The sequence below is a fragment of the Herbaspirillum lusitanum genome (assembly GCF_026127345.1).
Taxonomy (GTDB): Bacteria; Pseudomonadota; Gammaproteobacteria; order Burkholderiales; family Burkholderiaceae_D; genus Herbaspirillum; species Herbaspirillum lusitanum.
The window spans coordinates 1-17,266 of the sequence record NZ_QXFG01000003.1 but is presented as its reverse complement, the minus strand read 5'-3'; the positions used below and the strand labels follow the sequence as shown (position 1 = coordinate 17,266).

The 17,266-nt window shown below is 60.1% G+C and carries 19 protein-coding genes and 1 tRNA gene; 7 read left to right on the top strand and 13 right to left on the bottom strand.

What is annotated here, in order from left to right:
• Window positions 1–3 precede the first annotated feature (3 nt).
• The 5 genes from DXT88_RS01305 to DXT88_RS01285 form a co-directional block, all read right to left on the bottom strand.
• Window positions 4–279, bottom strand: coding sequence for a PP0621 family protein (locus DXT88_RS01305; RefSeq protein ID WP_265211163.1), 276 nt, complete (start codon window positions 277–279; stop codon window positions 4–6).
• The gene (locus tag DXT88_RS01300; RefSeq protein ID WP_265211161.1) at window positions 276–1,091 is read right to left on the bottom strand and encodes a cytochrome C assembly family protein; all 816 of its coding nucleotides are present in this window, start codon (window positions 1,089–1,091) and stop codon (window positions 276–278) included. Before DXT88_RS01300 ends, DXT88_RS01305 begins: the two co-directional genes overlap by 4 nt.
• Window positions 1,092–1,263: 172 nt before the next feature.
• The gene (locus tag DXT88_RS01295) at window positions 1,264–2,061 is read right to left on the bottom strand and encodes an ABC transporter ATP-binding protein (RefSeq protein ID WP_016834252.1); all 798 of its coding nucleotides are present in this window, start codon (window positions 2,059–2,061) and stop codon (window positions 1,264–1,266) included.
• Between the two features lies 1 nt (window position 2,062).
• Complete coding sequence (locus tag DXT88_RS01290) at window positions 2,063–2,884, bottom strand: ABC transporter permease (protein WP_029363444.1); 822 nt, start codon at window positions 2,882–2,884, stop codon at window positions 2,063–2,065.
• A 22-nt stretch (window positions 2,885–2,906) separates the two neighbouring features.
• Complete coding sequence (locus DXT88_RS01285; RefSeq protein WP_016834250.1) at window positions 2,907–3,869, bottom strand: ABC transporter substrate-binding protein; 963 nt, start codon at window positions 3,867–3,869, stop codon at window positions 2,907–2,909.
• Window positions 3,870–4,164: 295 nt separating this feature from the next.
• Between DXT88_RS01285 and ffh the strand changes: the two genes are divergently transcribed.
• From ffh to DXT88_RS01270, 3 genes are all read left to right on the top strand, one after another.
• On the top strand, window positions 4,165–5,532 hold the full coding sequence (gene ffh, locus DXT88_RS01280; RefSeq protein ID WP_265211158.1) for a signal recognition particle protein: 1,368 nt from the start codon (window positions 4,165–4,167) through the stop codon (window positions 5,530–5,532).
• 223 nt (window positions 5,533–5,755) lie between these two features.
• Window positions 5,756–6,202: an SWIB/MDM2 domain-containing protein gene (locus DXT88_RS01275; protein ID WP_265211157.1), complete on the top strand. Its 447-nt coding sequence runs from the start codon at window positions 5,756–5,758 to the stop codon at window positions 6,200–6,202.
• Between the two features lie 196 nt (window positions 6,203–6,398).
• The gene (locus tag DXT88_RS01270) at window positions 6,399–6,824 is read left to right on the top strand and encodes a hypothetical protein (protein ID WP_016834246.1); all 426 of its coding nucleotides are present in this window, start codon (window positions 6,399–6,401) and stop codon (window positions 6,822–6,824) included.
• 57 nt (window positions 6,825–6,881) lie between these two features.
• On the opposite strand, the gene DXT88_RS01265 is transcribed toward DXT88_RS01270, so the two are convergent.
• Both DXT88_RS01265 and DXT88_RS01260 read right to left on the bottom strand, forming a co-directional pair.
• On the bottom strand, window positions 6,882–7,547 hold the full coding sequence (locus DXT88_RS01265; protein WP_265211154.1) for a lytic transglycosylase domain-containing protein: 666 nt from the start codon (window positions 7,545–7,547) through the stop codon (window positions 6,882–6,884).
• A 17-nt stretch (window positions 7,548–7,564) separates the two neighbouring features.
• Window positions 7,565–9,289, bottom strand: coding sequence for a proline--tRNA ligase (locus tag DXT88_RS01260; protein WP_265211153.1), 1,725 nt, complete (start codon window positions 9,287–9,289; stop codon window positions 7,565–7,567).
• Window positions 9,290–9,526: 237 nt separating this feature from the next.
• Between DXT88_RS01260 and DXT88_RS01255 the strand changes: the two genes are divergently transcribed.
• On the top strand, window positions 9,527–10,120 hold the full coding sequence (locus tag DXT88_RS01255; protein ID WP_265211152.1) for an RNA pyrophosphohydrolase: 594 nt from the start codon (window positions 9,527–9,529) through the stop codon (window positions 10,118–10,120).
• A gap of 6 nt (window positions 10,121–10,126) precedes the next feature.
• Window positions 10,127–10,693, top strand: a complete 567-nt coding sequence (locus DXT88_RS01250) for a CNP1-like family protein (RefSeq protein WP_040503431.1) — start codon at window positions 10,127–10,129, stop codon at window positions 10,691–10,693.
• Between the two features lie 79 nt (window positions 10,694–10,772).
• Here the strand turns inward: DXT88_RS01250 and proB are convergent, their stop codons facing one another.
• The 4 genes from proB to rplU all read right to left on the bottom strand — a co-directional run bounded on the left by proB (window position 10,773) and on the right by rplU (window position 14,107).
• A complete protein-coding gene (proB, locus tag DXT88_RS01245) occupies window positions 10,773–11,891 on the bottom strand; it encodes a glutamate 5-kinase (RefSeq protein WP_016834241.1) in 1,119 nt (372 codons plus the stop codon).
• Window positions 11,892–12,011: 120 nt separating this feature from the next.
• Window positions 12,012–13,121 (bottom strand): GTPase ObgE, encoded by a 1,110-nt coding sequence (gene obgE, locus DXT88_RS01240; RefSeq protein WP_016834240.1) that lies wholly within the window; start codon window positions 13,119–13,121, stop codon window positions 12,012–12,014.
• Between the two features lie 375 nt (window positions 13,122–13,496).
• Window positions 13,497–13,760, bottom strand: coding sequence for a 50S ribosomal protein L27 (gene rpmA / locus DXT88_RS01235; RefSeq protein ID WP_016834239.1), 264 nt, complete (start codon window positions 13,758–13,760; stop codon window positions 13,497–13,499).
• Window positions 13,761–13,795: 35 nt separating this feature from the next.
• Window positions 13,796–14,107, bottom strand: coding sequence for a 50S ribosomal protein L21 (gene rplU, locus DXT88_RS01230; RefSeq protein WP_007878066.1), 312 nt, complete (start codon window positions 14,105–14,107; stop codon window positions 13,796–13,798).
• A 270-nt stretch (window positions 14,108–14,377) separates the two neighbouring features.
• Between rplU and ispB the strand changes: the two genes are divergently transcribed.
• Entirely contained in the window at window positions 14,378–15,367 is a 990-nt protein-coding gene (gene ispB / locus DXT88_RS01225; protein ID WP_321161090.1) for an octaprenyl diphosphate synthase, read from the top strand.
• Window positions 15,368–15,390: 23 nt separating this feature from the next.
• Window positions 15,391–15,467, top strand: a tRNA-Pro gene (locus DXT88_RS01220).
• A gap of 104 nt (window positions 15,468–15,571) precedes the next feature.
• Here DXT88_RS01220 and DXT88_RS01215 read toward each other — a convergent pair.
• Complete coding sequence (locus DXT88_RS01215) at window positions 15,572–16,483, bottom strand: LysR substrate-binding domain-containing protein (protein WP_265211144.1); 912 nt, start codon at window positions 16,481–16,483, stop codon at window positions 15,572–15,574.
• A gap of 296 nt (window positions 16,484–16,779) precedes the next feature.
• Window positions 16,780–17,266, bottom strand: a 487-nt coding sequence (locus tag DXT88_RS01210) for a branched-chain amino acid ABC transporter permease (RefSeq protein ID WP_265211142.1), incomplete at its 5' end; no start/stop codon positions are given.

The following is a 17,266-nucleotide window of genomic DNA, read 5'->3' as shown; positions in this document are numbered from 1 at the left end:
ATCTCAGGATGCGGCCAGGCGCAGGTGCTCTTCGCTGCAAAATACGGTGCCGGCAGCGTTGCTGATGGACTCCGAGGCCGGGAAATGGATGCCGCAATGCGCACATTGCACCATGGCCTCGATCTGCTGCCGAGGCTCGTCGCGCTTGCGCGCGAACGGATTACGCCGCGCACCTTCGCGGTCCGGGGAAGATGCTGCGCCGGCCGTCATGGACTTCTTGGTGCGCTGGAACCAGACCACGACCGCCAGGGCGATCACCAGCCAAATGAGATATTTCATACGAGTATCCGATGCAACACGACTTCAAGCACGAAGCGGCTGCCGACATAGGCGAGCAGCAAAATGGCAAACCCGGCGAGGGTGAAACTGAGCGCGGTGCGACCGCGCCAGCCTTGCCATTTGCGTCCCGCCAGCAATAAACCGAACAGGCACCAGGACAGCAAGGTGAAGATCGTCTTGTGATCCCACCGGAACGCCTTCTGGAACAACTGCTCGGAAAAAACAACGCCCGACAGCACCGTCAGGGTCAACAAAATGAAACCGAATGCGATCAGGCGAAACAGGATTTTTTCCATCGTCAGCAGCGCCGGCAGGCGGTCCAGCGCGATCGAGAACCAGCCCGGCTGCGCCGCGCCCATCTTGGGGCGCGTATGCAGGCGCGACTCCTGCAGCACCATCAGCACCGCGTGGAAGGCCGCAATGGTCAGCGTGCTGTAGGCCAGGATGGAAACCGCGATGTGCCAGAGGAACCAGTCCGACTTGCCGGCCAGCTCGACCATGTTGCCCGGGAACACGCTCGGCAGGATCACCGCCACGGCGGCCACCGGCAGCACCAGAACGCGCAGGCTGTCGAGCGAGAAGTTGCGGTTTTCCAGCCAGTAAGCGGCCACCGAGACCCACATCGTGGCCGATAGCATCACCGCAAAACCGACGCGCACGGCGTCGGGCGCAAACATGTCGTAGACCAGCGCGCCGCCGTGCAGCAGCCATCCGATCACCGTGCCGAGTGAAATCGGCAGGCGCCGCTCGGAAGGCAGGAAGGCGCAGCCCAGATAGAGCAGCGCAGCCAGAATGAAAAAATAAGTTTGCATCGGCTAAGTTTACACCATGTCGTCACTTCGCCGACTGTCGCCGGTCGCCGGAAACGTGTTCCGGCAGCGCTGAATGGTCTTGCCGGGGAGTAAATACGAAATCACCATATCGCTTCGGACCAAAGCAATATGGTGGGGACAAAACGGTAAAAATCAATGAGACAAAGAGGCCTCAGTCGACCGCGGCGGCGCGCATCTCATCGTGATGATGGCGCTGCTGTTCTTCCATGACCAGTTGGCCGAGTTCGCGTTTCAAGGCGTTGAACTCGGGGTCGGCCGGATCACGCAGACGCGGCAGCGTGACCGTGATGTCGCGCTTGATGGTGCCGGGACGATAAGTCATGACGACGATGCGATCGGCCAGGTAGATCGCTTCTTCGATGCTGTGGGTGACGAAGACGATGGTCTTCTTGAACTCGTCCCAGATGCGCAGCAACTCGTCCTGCAAATTGCGCCGCGTCAAGGCGTCGAGCGCGCCGAACGGCTCATCCATCAGCATGATCGGCGAATCCAGCGCCAGCACGCGGGCAATCGCCACGCGTTGGCGCATGCCGCCGGACAGGTCTTTCGGGAAACGGCTGCGAAAATCGATCAGGCCCAGCTTGTCCAGCAACTGCGTCACGCGCGCCTGGATCTCGGCCTTGCCGACGCCCTTGATTTCAAGGCCGAAGGCAACGTTCTGCTCGACCGTCATCCAGGGGAACAGCGCGTACTCCTGGAACACCATGCCGCGATCCGGTCCCGGTTCGGTGACCAGCTTGCCGTCGGTGGTGATGTTGCCGCTGCTGGGCAGCGCGAAGCCGGCGATGGCGTTGAGCAGGGTCGACTTGCCGCAACCCGACGGACCCAGCAGGCAGACGAACTGGCCGTCCGGGATATCGAGGTTGATGTCCTTGAGCGCCACCACTTCGCGCTCGTCGCTCTTGAAGACCTTGTTGACGCCGGTGACGACGATTTGGGAGGCGCTCATGTCAGTTCTCCAGTCCGCGATGCCAGCGCAGCATGTAATTGTTCAGGCGGCTCATGCCGAGGTCGATCGCCAGGCCGAGCAGGCCGATGGTGATCATGCCGGCGATGATCTTGTCGGACCAGAAGTACTCGCGCGCTTCCATGATGCGGAAACCGAGGCCGTTGCTGACCGCGATCATCTCGGCCACGATCACCACGATGAAGGCGGTGCCGATGCCGATGCGCACGCCCGACAGGATGTACGGCACGGCGGCCGGCAGCATCACGCGCACGAACAGGGTGCGCTGGCTGGCGCCGAGGTTGCGCGCCGCGCGCAGGTAGATGCTGTCGACCTGGCGCACGCCGGCGATGGTATTCATCAGCACCGGGAAGAAGGCGCCCAGCGAAATCAGGAACAGCGCCGGCGGATTGCCCAGCCCGAACCACAGGATCGCCAGCGGGATGTAGGCGATCGGCGGAATCGGGCGGATCACCTGCACCGTCAGGTTCATCAGTCCGTAGACGCGCTGGCTGGAACCCATCAGCAAACCGAGCGGCAAGGCCAGCCCGGCGCCGATCAGGAAGCCGACCACCACGCGGTACAGGCTGCCGATGGCGTCCATCAGCAACTCGCCGGAGAACAACCAGGCCAGCCAGTTGCCCTCGGCGGGGTCGTACGGCTTCAGCGGTGCGGCGTACTCGAACCACTTGTGCACCACCGCCCACGGCGACGGCAAAACCAGCGGATTAATCCAGCCCAGCGAAGATGCCGCCTGCCAGATGGCGATCACCGCCACCGGCACCAGCAATCCCTCCAGGGCTCCCCCAATTTTCTGTTTTGCCATCGCGGCTTCCTCTTTAATTGCTTTACTTCAGGTTCATGCTCTTCTTGGCTTGCTCCAGCAGATCGGTTTTCACCCAATCCTTGGCGATCGGCGGCTTGGCCATCTTGCCGGTGCCGTATTTGGCCATGGTGTCGGTGGTGACCTGGATATGCTCGGCGGTGATGTCATAGGCGTAAGGCGAATTGCCGATGGCGTCGTAGAAATCTTCCTTGGTGATCTGGTTCTTGAAGATGACTTCGCGCACGTATTTCTCGGCGGTTTCCTTGTTGTCGATGAAGGTCTTGGTCGCCTCCAGGAAACAGCGCATGAACTTCTCGGCCAGCGGACGCTTCTCCTTGTAGAACTTCTCGGTCATCACCATGGTGCGCACCGGCTCGCCGATCGGGGTGTCGTACGGCTTCATGACTTCCACGCCGAACCCCTTGTTGATCGCCTGCGAGGACTGCGGCTCGCTCTGCATCATGGCGTCGATGTTCTTGCCCAGCAGCGCCTGGTTGAGGTCGGCGAAGGCGAGGTAGACGATGGTCACGTCCTTGGCCGTCAGCCCGTTCTGGCCGAGTTCGGCGTCGAGCAGTACTTCATGGATGCCGCCGCGGGTGACGCCGACTTTCTTGCCCTTCAGGTCCTTGACCGACTTGATGCCGGAATCCTTGGCCGCCACCAGCCGCGCGCCGCCCTTGGCGAAACCGGCCACGACATAGATCGGCGCGCCGTTGGCGCGGCCGGAAATGGCGGCTTCCGAAGCGGTCGTGCCGACGTCGAGTTCACCGGCAAGGATGCCCTGCATCACGTCGGGCCCTTTGGCGAAGACTTTTTCGTCGACCTTGATGCCGCATTTCGGGGCGATTTCCTTGATGTACGAGACCGCGCCGTAGTGGGCGAACTTGAGGTTGCCGAGGCGGATGACTTCCTGTGCGCCTGCGCTGGATGAAGCGCCTGCCGCCATGATGGCGACTGCCGCCGCCGCGATGAGTTTCTTGTGCATCTCTCTCTCCTGTCGTTATGTTTGCGCCGCGGGCAAAGTACGCCGCGGGTTGATATGCGCCTTCCTCGTGGGAAGAACCGTCCATTCATTCTGTGCAACGCCACTGTATACACAAATCCTGCAGCGAGAACAATACCGTAATTTCCCCTACTCTTGCTCAAGCCCGGGCAGGGACACCCGCTGAGGCGCGGTGCGATCAGGTAAAATGGTCGTTTACCCTGCGGTTTCGCCCGGACGATTCTGCCCGAATTTTCCAGCGCGGCCCGTCTCCATTTCTTCAAGATAACGGTTCATCATGCTCGACAATCTCACCCAACGCCTTGCCAAAGTCGTCAAAACCATGCGCGGCGAGGCGCGCCTGACCGAATCCAATACCGCAGAAATGCTGCGCGAAGTGCGCCTGGCGCTGCTGGAGGCCGACGTCGCCCTGCCGGCCGTGCGCGAGTTCATCGCCAAGGTCAAGGAAAGATCGGTCGGCGAAGAAGTCATCGGTTCACTGACTCCTGGCCAGGCGCTGGTCGGCGTGGTCCAACGCGAACTGGCCAGCCTGATGGGCGCCGACCTCGGCCCCGAAGCCTCCCAGCTCAACTTCGCCACCCAGCCGCCGGCGATCATCCTGATGGCCGGCCTGCAAGGCGCCGGTAAAACCACCACCGTCGGCAAGCTCGCCAAGTACCTGCGCGAGAACACCAGGAAAAAAGTCCTGACGGTCTCCGCCGACGTGTATCGTCCGGCCGCGATCGGCCAGCTGGAAACCGTGACCGCCCAGGCCGGCGCCGACTTCTTCCCGACCAAGACCACCGACAAGCCGGTCGACATCGCCCTGGCCGCACTCGACTACGCCAAGCGCCATTTTCATGACGTGCTGATCATCGACACCGCCGGCCGTCTCGGTATCGACGAAGCGATGATGCAGGAAATCAGCGCCGTGCACGCCGCCGTCAAGCCGATCGAAACCCTGTTCGTGGTCGACGCCATGCTCGGCCAGGACGCCATCAACACCGCCAAGGCCTTCAGCGATGCGCTGCCGCTGACCGGTATCGTACTGACCAAGCTGGACGGCGACTCGCGCGGCGGCGCCGCCTTGTCGGTGCGCCACATCACCGGCAAGCCGATCAAGTTCGCCGGCGTGGCCGAAAAGCTGGACGGCCTGGAAGCCTTCGATCCGAGCCGCATGGCCAACCGCATCCTCGGCATGGGCGACATCCTGGCGCTGGTCGAAGAAGCACGCAAAGGCGTCGACGTCGCCGCTGCGAACGACCTCGCACAAAAGATCAAGGGCGGCGGCAAGTTCGATCTCAACGACTTCAAGGCCCAGCTCGGCCAGATGAAAAAAATGGGCGGCATGGCCGGCCTGCTCGACAAGCTGCCGGCGCAGATGCAGCAAGCCGCCGGAAAAACCAACATGGATCAGGCTGAAAAACAGGTGCGCCGCATGGAAGGCATGATCAATTCGATGACCCTGCAGGAGCGCGCCAAACCTGAGCTGATCAAGGCCACGCGCAAGCGCCGCATCGCCGCCGGCGCCGGTGTCCAGGTGCAGGAAGTCAACCGCATGCTGGCCCAGTTCGAGCAAATGCAATCGATGATGAAAAAGCTCAAAGGCGGCGGCATGATGAAAATGATGCGCAGCATGAAGGGCATGATGCCGGGCATGCGCTGAGGCGCTTCAGAGGGATGCCCCGTAGCGGTGCAAAGCCGCGCCGGGCGGCTTTTTGAGAGGAGCGATGCGGGTTTTCACAATCGTCGTTGCTTATAGCGTGTTTTCGCCCCGAAAAGCGCTAAAAAACACTTGCATCGCCGGGAAAACCGCACCACTATTGCTGGTGCGTGATTTGCGCATTCAACTCTTTCCTTGCTTGATCCCTTATTAAGGAGGCTTACAGATGGCCACAGCCAAAAAACCCGCAGCCGCAGCGAAGAAGCCCGTAGCAAAAGCAGCACCGAAAGCAGCTCCAAAGAAAGCAGTCGCAGCACCGAAAAAAGCAGCACCGAAAGCAGCAGCAAAGCCTGCAGCAAAAGCAGCAGCACCCAAGAAAGCCGCAGCGCCAAAAGCAGCAGCAAAGAAACCAGCCGTCAAACGTACTCCCAACGCCGCCTTCATGAAGCCGCTGACACCATCCGCAGCGCTGGCTGAAGTCGTGGGTGCGAAGCCTCTGCCACGTACCGAAGTGACCAAGAAGGTCTGGGAATACATCAAGAAACACAATCTGCAAAACCCTGAGAACAAGCGCAATATCGACGCGGACGATAAGTTGAAAGTCGTGTTCGGCGGCAAGAAACAGGTATCGATGTTTGAAATGACCAAGCTGATTTCCGGCCATTTGAAATAGGCAATACAGGTTTTTGCAGACTTGCTTGCAAAACAAAAACGCCCGCAACGCGCGGGCGTTTTTGTTTTTGGAGGCATCGGGTTGCCATGCGCCGACAGTGTATTCCTACAGGGCGCCGATATCTCTGTCGCCGGCTGAACTTTGGGTTTTCGGCCGGAGTCTAGATGTCACGGACGTAACCTGAAAGGATTTCAGCATGACATTCCCTCAACAGAAACCGGCCCGCACGGGCTTGCGCAACACCGCCGCCGCACTCAGCATCGCCGCAGCAGGTTTGCTCGCGACGACCTGCGCTTTCGCGGCTGGCAAGAGCAATGCCGAACTCGACGCGCAATATCAACGTGAAAAAGCCGTCTGCACCAGCGGCCAGTCCAATCAGGACAAGGCCACCTGCCTGCGCGAAGCCGGCGCCGCTTACCAGCAGGCCAGGCAAGGCCGATTGAATGACGGCCAGCAAGCCCAATACTCTTCCAACGCGCTGGAGCGCTGCAAGGCCCTGCCTGCCGGCGATCAGGCGGATTGCCAGCGGCGTATCGAAAACCCAAGTGATGTGGAAGGTAGCGTGCCTTCCGGCGGCATCCTGCGCAAGGATGTGACGATTGTGCCGGCGACGACGCAGTAAGAAATTTTCAGTAAAGATTTACCCGGCAGACTGGACTAGCGACGCCGGCAGAGGGGATCAGCGCACGACGGTTGCGGCGCTGCTTCCCTCTCCTTTTTGGCCGGCGGAATTGCCGTACTCCCAATGCTTCCACGCACTCAGGACTGCGTTTGGATACTCGGCCTGACCGCGACTGCCGTTGTACCGTCCCAGCGCCATGAAATAATCGCCGCCCTCCTGGTCCAGATAGAGCCGCAAAATCACGCAGCCGTAGCGCAAGTTGCTGCGCATATGGAACAGCTTGCGGCGATCGCCGTCGCCGATAACGCGCGTCCAGAATGGCATCACCTGCATGTACCCGGTAGCACCGGCTGACGAGATCGCATATTTGCGGAACGCCGATTCGACCTGGATCAATCCCAGCACCAACGCCGGATCGAGTCCAGCGCGGCGCGCTTCATACCAGGCGCTCTCCAGCAACTCCAGACGGCCGCGCCGGTCAGGGACGATTTCGCGCAAACGATCGGACATCTCGCCCAGCCAGTTGAGGTAGGCGATACGTTCTTCGATGGTGGAAAATTGCGGCTTCGGCGGACGGGCGTCCGCCACCGCTTGCGTGAGCAACGAGCGGAGCGAATCCGCCAGCTGCTCTTCTTGTTGATTGCCGGCGTGGGCGGCAACGGCAACAAACCATTGCAGACCGCACGCCAGCATCAGGGTCAGGGTCAGCCGGAAAAACCGCATGTTGCGGCAAGCTCCGATCAGGCCAGCTTGCCCTTGATGAACGCCAGCGCGTCGACCAGCGGCACCGGTGTGGCGGCGGTATCGCGGCGGCCCTGGTATTCAATCTGACCGTCCTTGAGACCGCGGTCGCCGATGACGACGCGGTGCGGCACGCCGATCAGTTCCCAGTCCGCAAACATCGCGCCCGGACGTTCGCCGCGATCATCCAGGATGACGTCGACGCCGGCCGCGACCAGCGCGTCGTACAGTTTATCGATCTCGGCCTTGACCGCTTCGCTGCGGTCATAGCCCATCGGGCACAACACCACTTCGAACGGCGCCAGCGTGGCCGGCCAGATGATGCCCTTGTCGTCGAAATTCTGCTCGATGGCGGCGCCCAGAATGCGCGTGACGCCGATGCCGTAGCAACCCATCTGCAGCGGTTGCGGTTTGCCGGCTTCGTCGAGGTAAGTCGCCTTCATCGATTCCGAGTAGGCGGTGCCGAGCTGGAATACGTGACCGACTTCGATGCCGCGCTGGATCGCCAGCACGCCCTTGCCGTCCGGCGAAGCGTCGCCTTCGACGACGTTGCGGATATCGGCGACCACCGGTTCAGGCAGGTCGCGGCCCCAGTTGGCGCCGGTGAAGTGGAAATCGACTTCATTGGCGCCGCAGACGAAATCGCTCATGTTGGCGACGGTGCGGTCGGCCACGACCTTGACCGGCTTCCTGGTGCCGATCGGGCCGAGGTAGCCCGGCGGCGTGCCGAACCATTCGACGATTTCGGCCTCATTGGCGAAACGATAGCCTGCCAGGCCGGGGATCTTGCCGGCCTTGACTTCATTGAGCTCATGATCGCCGCGCAGCAGGAGCAGCCAGACTTCCTTGTCGGCCGGCTGGTCTTTTTCCACGGTCAGGACGATGGACTTGATGGTGCGTTCCAGCGGCAGCTTGAGCAGCTCGGCCACCGCCTCGCACTTGGCCTTGCCCGGCGTCGCAGTCTTGGTCAGCGCTTCGCTGGCCGCGCCGCGCGTGGCGTTGACGGCGACCGCTTCGGCCGCTTCCATGTTGGCGGCGTAGTCGGAAGTCGGGCAATACACCAGCGCATCTTCGCCGGTGGCGGCGATGACGTGGAACTCATGCGAACCGGAACCGCCGATGGCGCCATTGTCCGCGGCGACCGCACGGAACTGCAGGCCGAAGCGCGTGAAAATGCGCACGTAGGCGTCGTACATGACCTGGTAGGACTTCTTCAGTCCGTCGATGTCGCGGTCGAAGGAGTAGGCGTCCTTCATGGTGAATTCGCGGCCGCGCATGAGGCCGAAACGCGGACGGCGCTCGTCGCGGAATTTGGTCTGGATGTGATAGAAGTTGACCGGCAACTGCTTGTAGCTGCGCAGCTCGGTGCGGGCAACATCGGTAACCACTTCTTCGGAGGTCGGCTGGATCGCGAAGTCGCGGCCATGACGATCCTTCACGCGCATGAGTTCGGCGCCCATCTTGTCCCAGCGGCCGGTTTCCTGCCACAGCTCGGCCGGCTGCACTACCGGCATCAACAATTCGATGGCGCCGGAGCGGTTCATTTCTTCACGCACGATCGCTTCCACCTTGCGGATTACCTTCAGGCCCATCGGCATGTACGTGTAGATCCCGGAGCCGAGCCGCTTGATCATCCCGGCCCGCATCATCAGCTTGTGGCTGACGATTTCGGCGTCGGAAGGAGCTTCTTTCAAGGTGGAAATAAAAAATCGGGAGGCGCGCATGACGATGAGTTCTTTTTAAAAGAGGAAGGTTTATAATCAACCTAATTTTAAAGGATTAGCTGGCTGATGCGCCCACTCTTTGCATATTTGATCCCTGTTTCATGCACATCGCTCGTCGATGTGCCGGTCTTTGCCGCGCCTGATAAAGGCGCGTGCTGACAATTATCGAGCAATTGCCAGCGGAGGCCGGATAGGGCAAGAGAGGACGCCCTGCCGCAGAAAGTTTTGAGGTACACCATGCTGGATCGAGAAGGCTTCCGCCCGAACGTCGGCATCATCCTGCTCAATGCCCAGAATGAAGTCTGGTGGGGCAAGCGGGTTAGAGAACATTCGTGGCAATTTCCACAAGGCGGAATCAAACATGGCGAAACTCCCGAACAGGCGATGTTTCGCGAACTCGAAGAAGAAATCGGCCTGAAGGCGGAACACGTCAAGATCATCGGTCGCACGCGCGACTGGCTGCGCTATGAGGTGCCCGATCATTTCATCAAGCGTGAAATCCGCGGCCATTATCGCGGGCAAAAACAGATCTGGTTCCTGTTGCGCATGGTCGGCCGCGATTGCGATGTCAACCTGCGCCTGACCTCGCATCCCGAGTTCGACGCCTGGCGCTGGCACGACTATTGGGTGCCGCTGGACGTGGTCATCGAGTTCAAGCGCGACGTTTACCAGCAGGCGCTCAAGGAGCTGTCGCGCTTCCTGGCGCGGCCGCATGCAGCACATCGCCGTCCCGATGCTACGGGCAAAACGGAGCACGCAGCATCCGATCATCCCGGCAACGCCCAACAGGCAGATCCCTGCGGATCCGCCACTCCGCCCACCATTAAGTGAATCTTCATGTCCCAACGCTTCTGGAATACCTTTGCTCCACACCGACTTGTCCGCGCCTTGGCGGCAGGTCTGCTGCTGTGTTCGGCCACGCTCAGTTTCGCTCAGCAGTTGGGCAACTTCGACGAAGAATTCGACGATGAAGAAAAACCGTGGCAAGAAATCGCCGTGCAATTGCCACCCGCACCGCTGCCGGAAAATCTTGCCGAGTTCTACGTCGGGCCGACCACGACCTCCAAATCCTACGTCGACCTCAAGTCGCTGAGCATCGGCAGCGACAACGTCGTACGTTACATCATGGTCACCAAGAGCAGCGGCGGCGCCACCAATGTCATCTACTCCGGCATTCGCTGCGAAACCTACGAGATCAAGCAATACGCCTTCGGCCGCAGCGACGGCAGCTGGTCGCGTTCGCGCCACGACAAATGGGTGCGCATCAAGGATACCGGCGCCAATCGCCAGGATGCGGCGCTCTACAAGAGCTATTTCTGCCAGGTCGGCATACTGGACGGCGACCTGAGAAAAATCAGCAACCGCCTGCGTGAAAATCGTCCGATCGATCCGGCCAGGGACTGAATCCCGGCGACGCAGAATGCAAAAAGGGGCGCAGTTGACTACTGCGCCCCTTTTGTTTTTCCGGCGTATTTTTACCGGCTTACAGCAGCACCAGATTGTCGCGATGGATCAATTCGGATTCTTCGACGAAACCGAGGATGGACAGGATTTCCGACGAGGGATGACGCACGATGCGACGCGCATCCGAGCTGGCGTAATTGCTGATGCCGCGCGCGACAGGCTTGCCGCTGGCGTCAACGCAGGTAATGACATCGCCGCGACCGAATTCACCGGCCACTTCGGTGACGCCGATAGGCAGCAGCGACTTGCCTTCGGCCGTGAGTTTCTGCACGGCGCCGTCATCCAGCATCACGCGACCGGCGGTCTGCAGATGATCGGCCATCCATTGCTTGCGTGCGGTCAGTTGCGCGGTCTGCGCGGTCAATTGCGTGCCGATGGCTTCGCCGGCAGCGAGGCGGCTCAACACGCTCTCTTCACGTCCCCAGGCAATCACTGTGTGCGCACCTGAGGTGGCGGCACGCTTGGCCGCGAGGATTTTGGTGAGCATGCCGCCGCGACCGATGCCGCTGCCGGCGCCGCCCGCCATGGCTTCCAGAGCAAGATCGCCGGCCTTGGCTTCGTGCACGAATTGTGCATCCGGATCGCGCCGCGGGTCGGCCGTATACAGGCCGCGCTGATCGGTCAGGATGATCAGCGCATCGGCTTCGATCAGGTTCGCGACCAGTGCGCCGAGCGTGTCGTTGTCGCCGAACTTGATTTCATCGGTAACGACGGTGTCGTTCTCGTTGATGATCGGCACCACGCCGAAACGCAGCAGCGTGAACAAGGTGGAGCGCGCGTTGAGGTAACGTTCTCGGTCGGCCAGGTCGGCGTGCGTGAGCAGCACTTGCGCAGTGCCGAGTTGATGCGCGCGGAAACTGGTTTCGTAGATCTGCGCCAGGCCCATCTGGCCGACGGCGGCGCAAGCCTGCAATTCGTGCACGCCGGTCGGACGACGATCGAAGCCGAGGCGTTGCATGCCTTCGGCGATCGCGCCGGAACTGACCAGCACCACTTCCTTGCCGAGCGTGCGCAAGTGCGCGATCTGCTCGGCCCACATGGCGATGGCAGCGCTGTCGAGCCCCTTGCCATCGTTGGTCACGAGCGATGAACCGACTTTGATGATCAGCCGCTTGGCTTGTTGTATGACGGAATGCATGTTGTTGGAGGAAGATCGGCCGGGCCGTAAAATTCAAATGTCCGCCGCACCATGGGTGTCGACGGACATGCATCGAGAACAAGATAGTAAACGATTTACCTGCAAATTTACCGCAGATGCTCAGTCGAGCACTTTGAAACGAGGATCGTCCGGATCGATCGAGGAAATACCGCGCGCTTCTTCGGTCATCTGGGTTTCTTCGGCGCGATGTTCCTGATGACGCTTGGTTTCCAGATAGCCGTAGATTTCAGTGATCAGGTCTTCGCAACCGTCGCGCGTCAGCGCGGAGATTTCAAACACCGGACCCTTCCAGCCGAAGCGCTTGACGAAGTCCTTGACGCGCTTCTTGCGGTCCGCTTCCGGCACCACGTCGAGCTTGTTGAGCACCAGCCAGCGCGGCTTGTCGAACAGGGAATCGTCATACTTCTGCAACTCCTTGACGATGGCCTTGGCTTCCTTGACCGGATCAACCGTGTCTTCAAACGGCGCCAGATCGACGATGTGCAACAGCAAGCCGGTGCGCTGCAAGTGGCGCAGGAACTGCACGCCCAGGCCGGCACCATCGGCGGCGCCTTCGATCAGGCCCGGGATGTCGGCGATCACGAAGCTCTTTTCATGGCTCACGCGGACCACGCCCAGGTTCGGATGCAGGGTAGTAAATGGATAGTCGGCAATCTTCGGACGCGCGTTCGAGACGGCCGAGATAAAGGTCGACTTGCCCGCGTTGGGCATGCCCAGCAGGCCGACGTCGGCCAGCACCTTCAGCTCCAGGCGCAATTCGCGGCGCTGGCCTTCCTTGCCTTCGGTCTTTTGACGCGGGGCGCGGTTGGTGGACGTCTTGAAATGGATATTGCCCCAGCCGCCTTCGCCGCCTTGCGCCAGCAGCACGACCTGCTCGTGCTCGGTCAGATCGGCGATGTGTTCGCCGGTGTTGTGGTCGACGATCAGCGTGCCCACCGGCATGCGCAGGAAAATATCGTCGGCGCCCTTGCCGTAGCAATCCGAGCCGCGACCGTTTTCGCCGTTGCGCGCCTTGTGCAGCTTGGAATAGCGATAGTCGATCAGGGTGTTGACGTTACGGTCGGCGACTGCCCAGATGCTGCCGCCCTTGCCGCCGTCACCGCCGTCGGGACCACCGAATGGACGGAATTTTTCACGGCAAAAACTGGCAACGCCGTTGCCGCCATCGCCCGCGATCAGTTCGATCTTTGCTTCGTCGATAAACTTCATGATTGTTACCGCTAACTTAAAAGTAAGAAGCTCTGCTTAAAATAAACTTAGCCGGGCAAGCGGTAGGCATGAATGAAGACCGTTCGCCGGAGACAGTGTCCGAACGACAGCGGCGCCACGGAGAAAAACAGCATGGGCCATGAGATCGGAACACGGGTAGCTTAGGCAGAGATTCCTAGAGCTACAAGTACAGTCGCGTTGCCGGGCCGATGGTCACCTTGGTGACGCCGGACGCCAGACCTGCGCGCTGCAGGATGAAAACAAAACCAGACAGCTAAAAACTAAAAAAGGCTCCACCAGAGGCAGAGCCTTAAAACAACTTTTGCTAAGGCTTGCGCCTCATGTAGTCACTAATGTGCAGGACTCAAGTAAAACTTAAGCAGCCGCCGCAACAACAGTAACGTACTGGCGCTTCGCAACGCCCTTGATCACGAACTGGACTTTACCTTCTGTCAATGCGAACAGAGTGTGGTCCTTGCCCATGCCAACGTTTTCACCAGGATGAACCTTGGTGCCGCGTTGACGAATGATGATGCCGCCAGCGTTGATCGCTTGGCCGCCATAGACCTTGACGCCGAGTCGTTTCGACTCTGAATCACGGCCGTTGCGCGTAGTGCCGCCGCCTTTTTTATGTGCCATTTAAGGACTCCTTGTATCTAGTTTGACCTGCGCTATTAAGCGTTGATCGAGACGATTTGCAGTTCGGTGTAGTTCTGGCGATGGCCTTGACGCTTCTGATAATGCTTACGACGACGCATTTTGAAGATCTTGACCTTGTCGTGGCGACCCTGCGCTATGACAGTAACCAGCACCGTTGCACCCTCGACCAATGGCGCACCGAATTTCACGGTATCGCCTGCGCCCACTGCGAGCACTTGATCCAAAGTGATTTGGGAGCCAATGTCTGCCGGTATCTGTTCTACTTTAAGTTTTTCACCAGCGGCAACTTTATATTGTTTGCCGCCGGTTTTTATGACCGCGTACATGTGAAACCTCATCGAAAATGAATGAATAAATTTTCTTTTCCTCCTCTGCGAGGCCCATGAAAAGCGGCTTTCGAATCGGGAAAACCTCCAATTATACATAGACTTAGCCAGCTCGTCAAAAGCTCTTGACTTTCGTGTGCAACCCCTGATGAAATGGCAATACGGCAATTTCCACCAGGAAAAGCACAATCCGAAACAGTCGCGACGGTACGTGGCGGCGGCTTTGTCATCGTATAATCACGGCAATCTTGATTTTTCACAGGTTCAGCCTTGTCCGCCGCTCTCCAAACCGCTACGCCCAATTCCTTCATTGACCCGATAGCTGCCGACATGGGCGAGGTCAATACCGTTATCCGCCGGCAACTTTATTCCGAAGTCCCGCTGGTGAATCAGGTTTCCGAGTACATCATCAGCGCCGGCGGCAAGCGCATCCGCCCCGTGCTGGTGCTGCTGATCGCCAATGCATACGCCTATAAAGGCACGGCCCACCATTCGCTGGCGGCGGTGATCGAATTCATCCACACCGCGACCCTGCTGCACGACGACGTTGTTGACGAATCGTCATTGCGCCGCGGCAAGGAAACCGCCAACGCGCTGTTCGGCAATGCCGCTTCGGTGCTGGTGGGCGATTTCCTGTATTCGCGCGCCTTCCAGATGATGGTGACCGTGGGCAACGCCCGCGTCATGCAAATCGTCGCCGACGCCACCAACGTGATCGCCGAAGGCGAAGTGCTGCAGTTGCTCAACATGCACAACCCGGACGTCAACGAAGAAGATTACCTGCGCGTGATCCGCTCCAAGACCGCCAAGCTGTTTGAAGCCGCCGCCCAGCTCGGCGCGCTGATCTCCGGCGCCGACGAAGCCGGCATCGAAGCCGCCGGCGAATACGGCCGTTCGCTTGGCACCGCGTTCCAACTGATCGACGACGTGCTGGACTATTCCGGCAACGCCGCCGAAATCGGCAAGAACGTCGGCGACGACCTGCGCGAAGGCAAGCCGACGCTGCCACTGATCTATCTGATGGAAAACGGCAGCCCGGAGCAACGCGAACTGGTGCGCAGCTGCATCGAAAACGGCGACGAGCAGCATTTCGACCAGATCCTGGCCGCTATTACCAGCTCGGGCGCGCTCGACTACACCCGCCGCGAAGCACAGAAAGCGGCACAACGCGCGGCCAACGCCGTGCAGTCGCTGCCGGATAGCAAGTACAAAAATTCTTTGCTAGAATTATCGACGTTCGCTGTTGACCGCAACCACTGATCAACGACAAAACACCACACCGTCGGGGTGTAGCTTAGCCCGGTAGAGCGCTACGTTCGGGACGTAGAGGCCGGAGGTTCGAATCCTCTCACCCCGACCAGGTTTCCTTCCCCGTGTTTCAAAGCCTGACTCGTCCTTCAGGCGCCCGATCTGCGGCGACCTGACATCCAACTCCTTTTATTTCCGGCGCCCCAGGCCAGGACCTCAGGCTTGCTCGGTCACATCCCGATACTGCTCGGCAACCTTGAGCAGCCACGCCAAAAACAACTGCACTCCCTGCGACGCCTGCTTCTGCTCCGGCACGACGAAGTAATAGTCCTTCGCGCCCGGCACCACCATCTCCCACGGCACGGTCAGTTGCCCCGACTCGATGTCGTCCATGACGTAAGTGCGCGGCACCAGCGCGATGCCGGCGCCGCGACGGGCGGCTTCGATCGACATCGCGTACATGTTGTAGCGCGGACCTTTCAGCGCGCGCGCATCGGGACAGCCGGCCAGTTCGAACCAGCGCGACCATGCTTCCGGGCGGCCGGTCTTGTGCATCAGCACGTAGTCCAGCAAGTCGGCCGGCTTGCGGCAATGCTTGCCGCCGATCAACTGCGGGCTGCAGATCGGGATCAGTTCCTCGGTAAATAAATAGGTGCTGGTGGCGTTGGCCCAGACCGGATGATCGAAATGGATGGCGGCGTCGAACGGCGCTTCCGAAAACAGGAAAGGCTCTTCACGCGCGGCAACATGGATCGTGACTTCGGGATGCAGTGCGTTGAACTCGTGCAGGCGCGGCATCAGCCACTTCAACGCAAACGTCGGCAACACCGCCAGCTCAAGTGAAATGCGCCCGGCGTCGTGCGCCATGGTCAACGTGGTGTCCATCTCGAGCTTGTCCAGGCTCTCCTGCACCCGCTGGCTGTAGCTCTTGCCGGCGTCGGTCAGCTGCAGTCTTTTCTTGACGCGGGTGAACAGCTGGACGCCGAGATACTCCTCCAGCAAAGCGATCTTGCGGCTGATTGCGCTCTCGGTGAACGACAGCTCGTCGGCCGCGCGGGTGAAGCTCAAATGGCGCGCGGCAGACTCGAAAGCCTCCAACATGCTGGTGCTGGGAATTTTTCTGCGCATCGACTTTGTTCCGGAATGGCACTACGTAACAACGATATATATCAATTGTGAGGTGCTGCTACTTATTTTAGCATTGGCCGTCGCTAGTCAATTCAACACAAGGACCGGTCGCAAGCACATCGCCACGCGCATTTCGCTTGTTGCGTCCACCAACGCGAACAAATGCAGAAGACATGCATGCCGAGGTCGCCGGCAAGGCCGCATTCAGCCTGCAAGCTCTGGAAGTAAATACGCCGGCGTAAAACAAAACGGGGTTGCCGGCAAAGGCAACCCCGTCTTTCATGGCGTCGGAGAAATCACACCGCCCTGCGCCGTTCGCTCCAGTCCAGCACCTCGCCGACAATGCCGCGGCGGAACGCCAGCACGCAGACGATGAAGATGAAGCCCGTCACGATGGTGACCGAGTCGCCCAGCGTGTTGAACCACTCGATATGCGTCACGCTAGCCAGCCAGTTGCCGATGTCGCCCAGCTTGTTTTCCAGCATGATGATGATCACCGCGCCGACGATAGGACCGACGATCGTGCCCAGGCCGCCAACCAGCGTCATCAGCACCACCAGGCCGGACATGCTCCAGTGCACGTCGGTCAGGGTTTCGAAGCCCAGTATCAGCGCCTTGGTCGAACCGGCAAGACCGGTCAGCGCTGCCGACAGCACGAAGGCCAGCAGCTTGTAGCGGTCGACGTCGTAGCCCAGCGAGATGGCGCGCGGTTCGTTTTCCTTGATCGCCTTGAGCACCTGGCCGAACGGCGAGTGGATGGTGCGCACGATCAGCGCGAAGCCG

Excerpts from the sequence above, each read along its gene's own strand:
- DXT88_RS01250 (WP_040503431.1), top strand. The coding sequence starts at position 10,127 with ATGTCCCAACGCTTCTGGAATACCTTTGCTCCACACCGACTTGTCCGC.
- rpmA (WP_016834239.1), bottom strand. The coding sequence starts at position 13,760 with ATGGCACATAAAAAAGGCGGCGGCACTACGCGCAACGGCCGTGATTCA.
- rplU (WP_007878066.1), bottom strand. The coding sequence starts at position 14,107 with ATGTACGCGGTCATAAAAACCGGCGGCAAACAATATAAAGTTGCCGCT.
- DXT88_RS01275 (WP_265211157.1), top strand. The coding sequence starts at position 5,756 with ATGGCCACAGCCAAAAAACCCGCAGCCGCAGCGAAGAAGCCCGTAGCA.
- DXT88_RS01300 (WP_265211161.1), bottom strand. The coding sequence starts at position 1,091 with ATGCAAACTTATTTTTTCATTCTGGCTGCGCTGCTCTATCTGGGCTGC.
- DXT88_RS01290 (WP_029363444.1), bottom strand. The coding sequence starts at position 2,884 with ATGGCAAAACAGAAAATTGGGGGAGCCCTGGAGGGATTGCTGGTGCCG.
- DXT88_RS01285 (WP_016834250.1), bottom strand. The coding sequence starts at position 3,869 with ATGCACAAGAAACTCATCGCGGCGGCGGCAGTCGCCATCATGGCGGCA.
- proB (WP_016834241.1), bottom strand. The coding sequence starts at position 11,891 with ATGCATTCCGTCATACAACAAGCCAAGCGGCTGATCATCAAAGTCGGT.
- DXT88_RS01270 (WP_016834246.1), top strand. The coding sequence starts at position 6,399 with ATGACATTCCCTCAACAGAAACCGGCCCGCACGGGCTTGCGCAACACC.
- DXT88_RS01265 (WP_265211154.1), bottom strand. The coding sequence starts at position 7,547 with ATGCGGTTTTTCCGGCTGACCCTGACCCTGATGCTGGCGTGCGGTCTG.
- DXT88_RS01260 (WP_265211153.1), bottom strand. The coding sequence starts at position 9,289 with ATGCGCGCCTCCCGATTTTTTATTTCCACCTTGAAAGAAGCTCCTTCC.
- DXT88_RS01215 (WP_265211144.1), bottom strand. The coding sequence starts at position 16,483 with ATGCGCAGAAAAATTCCCAGCACCAGCATGTTGGAGGCTTTCGAGTCT.
- DXT88_RS01295 (WP_016834252.1), bottom strand. The coding sequence starts at position 2,061 with ATGAGCGCCTCCCAAATCGTCGTCACCGGCGTCAACAAGGTCTTCAAG.
- DXT88_RS01255 (WP_265211152.1), top strand. The coding sequence starts at position 9,527 with ATGCTGGATCGAGAAGGCTTCCGCCCGAACGTCGGCATCATCCTGCTC.
- ffh (WP_265211158.1), top strand. The coding sequence starts at position 4,165 with ATGCTCGACAATCTCACCCAACGCCTTGCCAAAGTCGTCAAAACCATG.
- DXT88_RS01305 (WP_265211163.1), bottom strand. The coding sequence starts at position 279 with ATGAAATATCTCATTTGGCTGGTGATCGCCCTGGCGGTCGTGGTCTGG.
- obgE (WP_016834240.1), bottom strand. The coding sequence starts at position 13,121 with ATGAAGTTTATCGACGAAGCAAAGATCGAACTGATCGCGGGCGATGGC.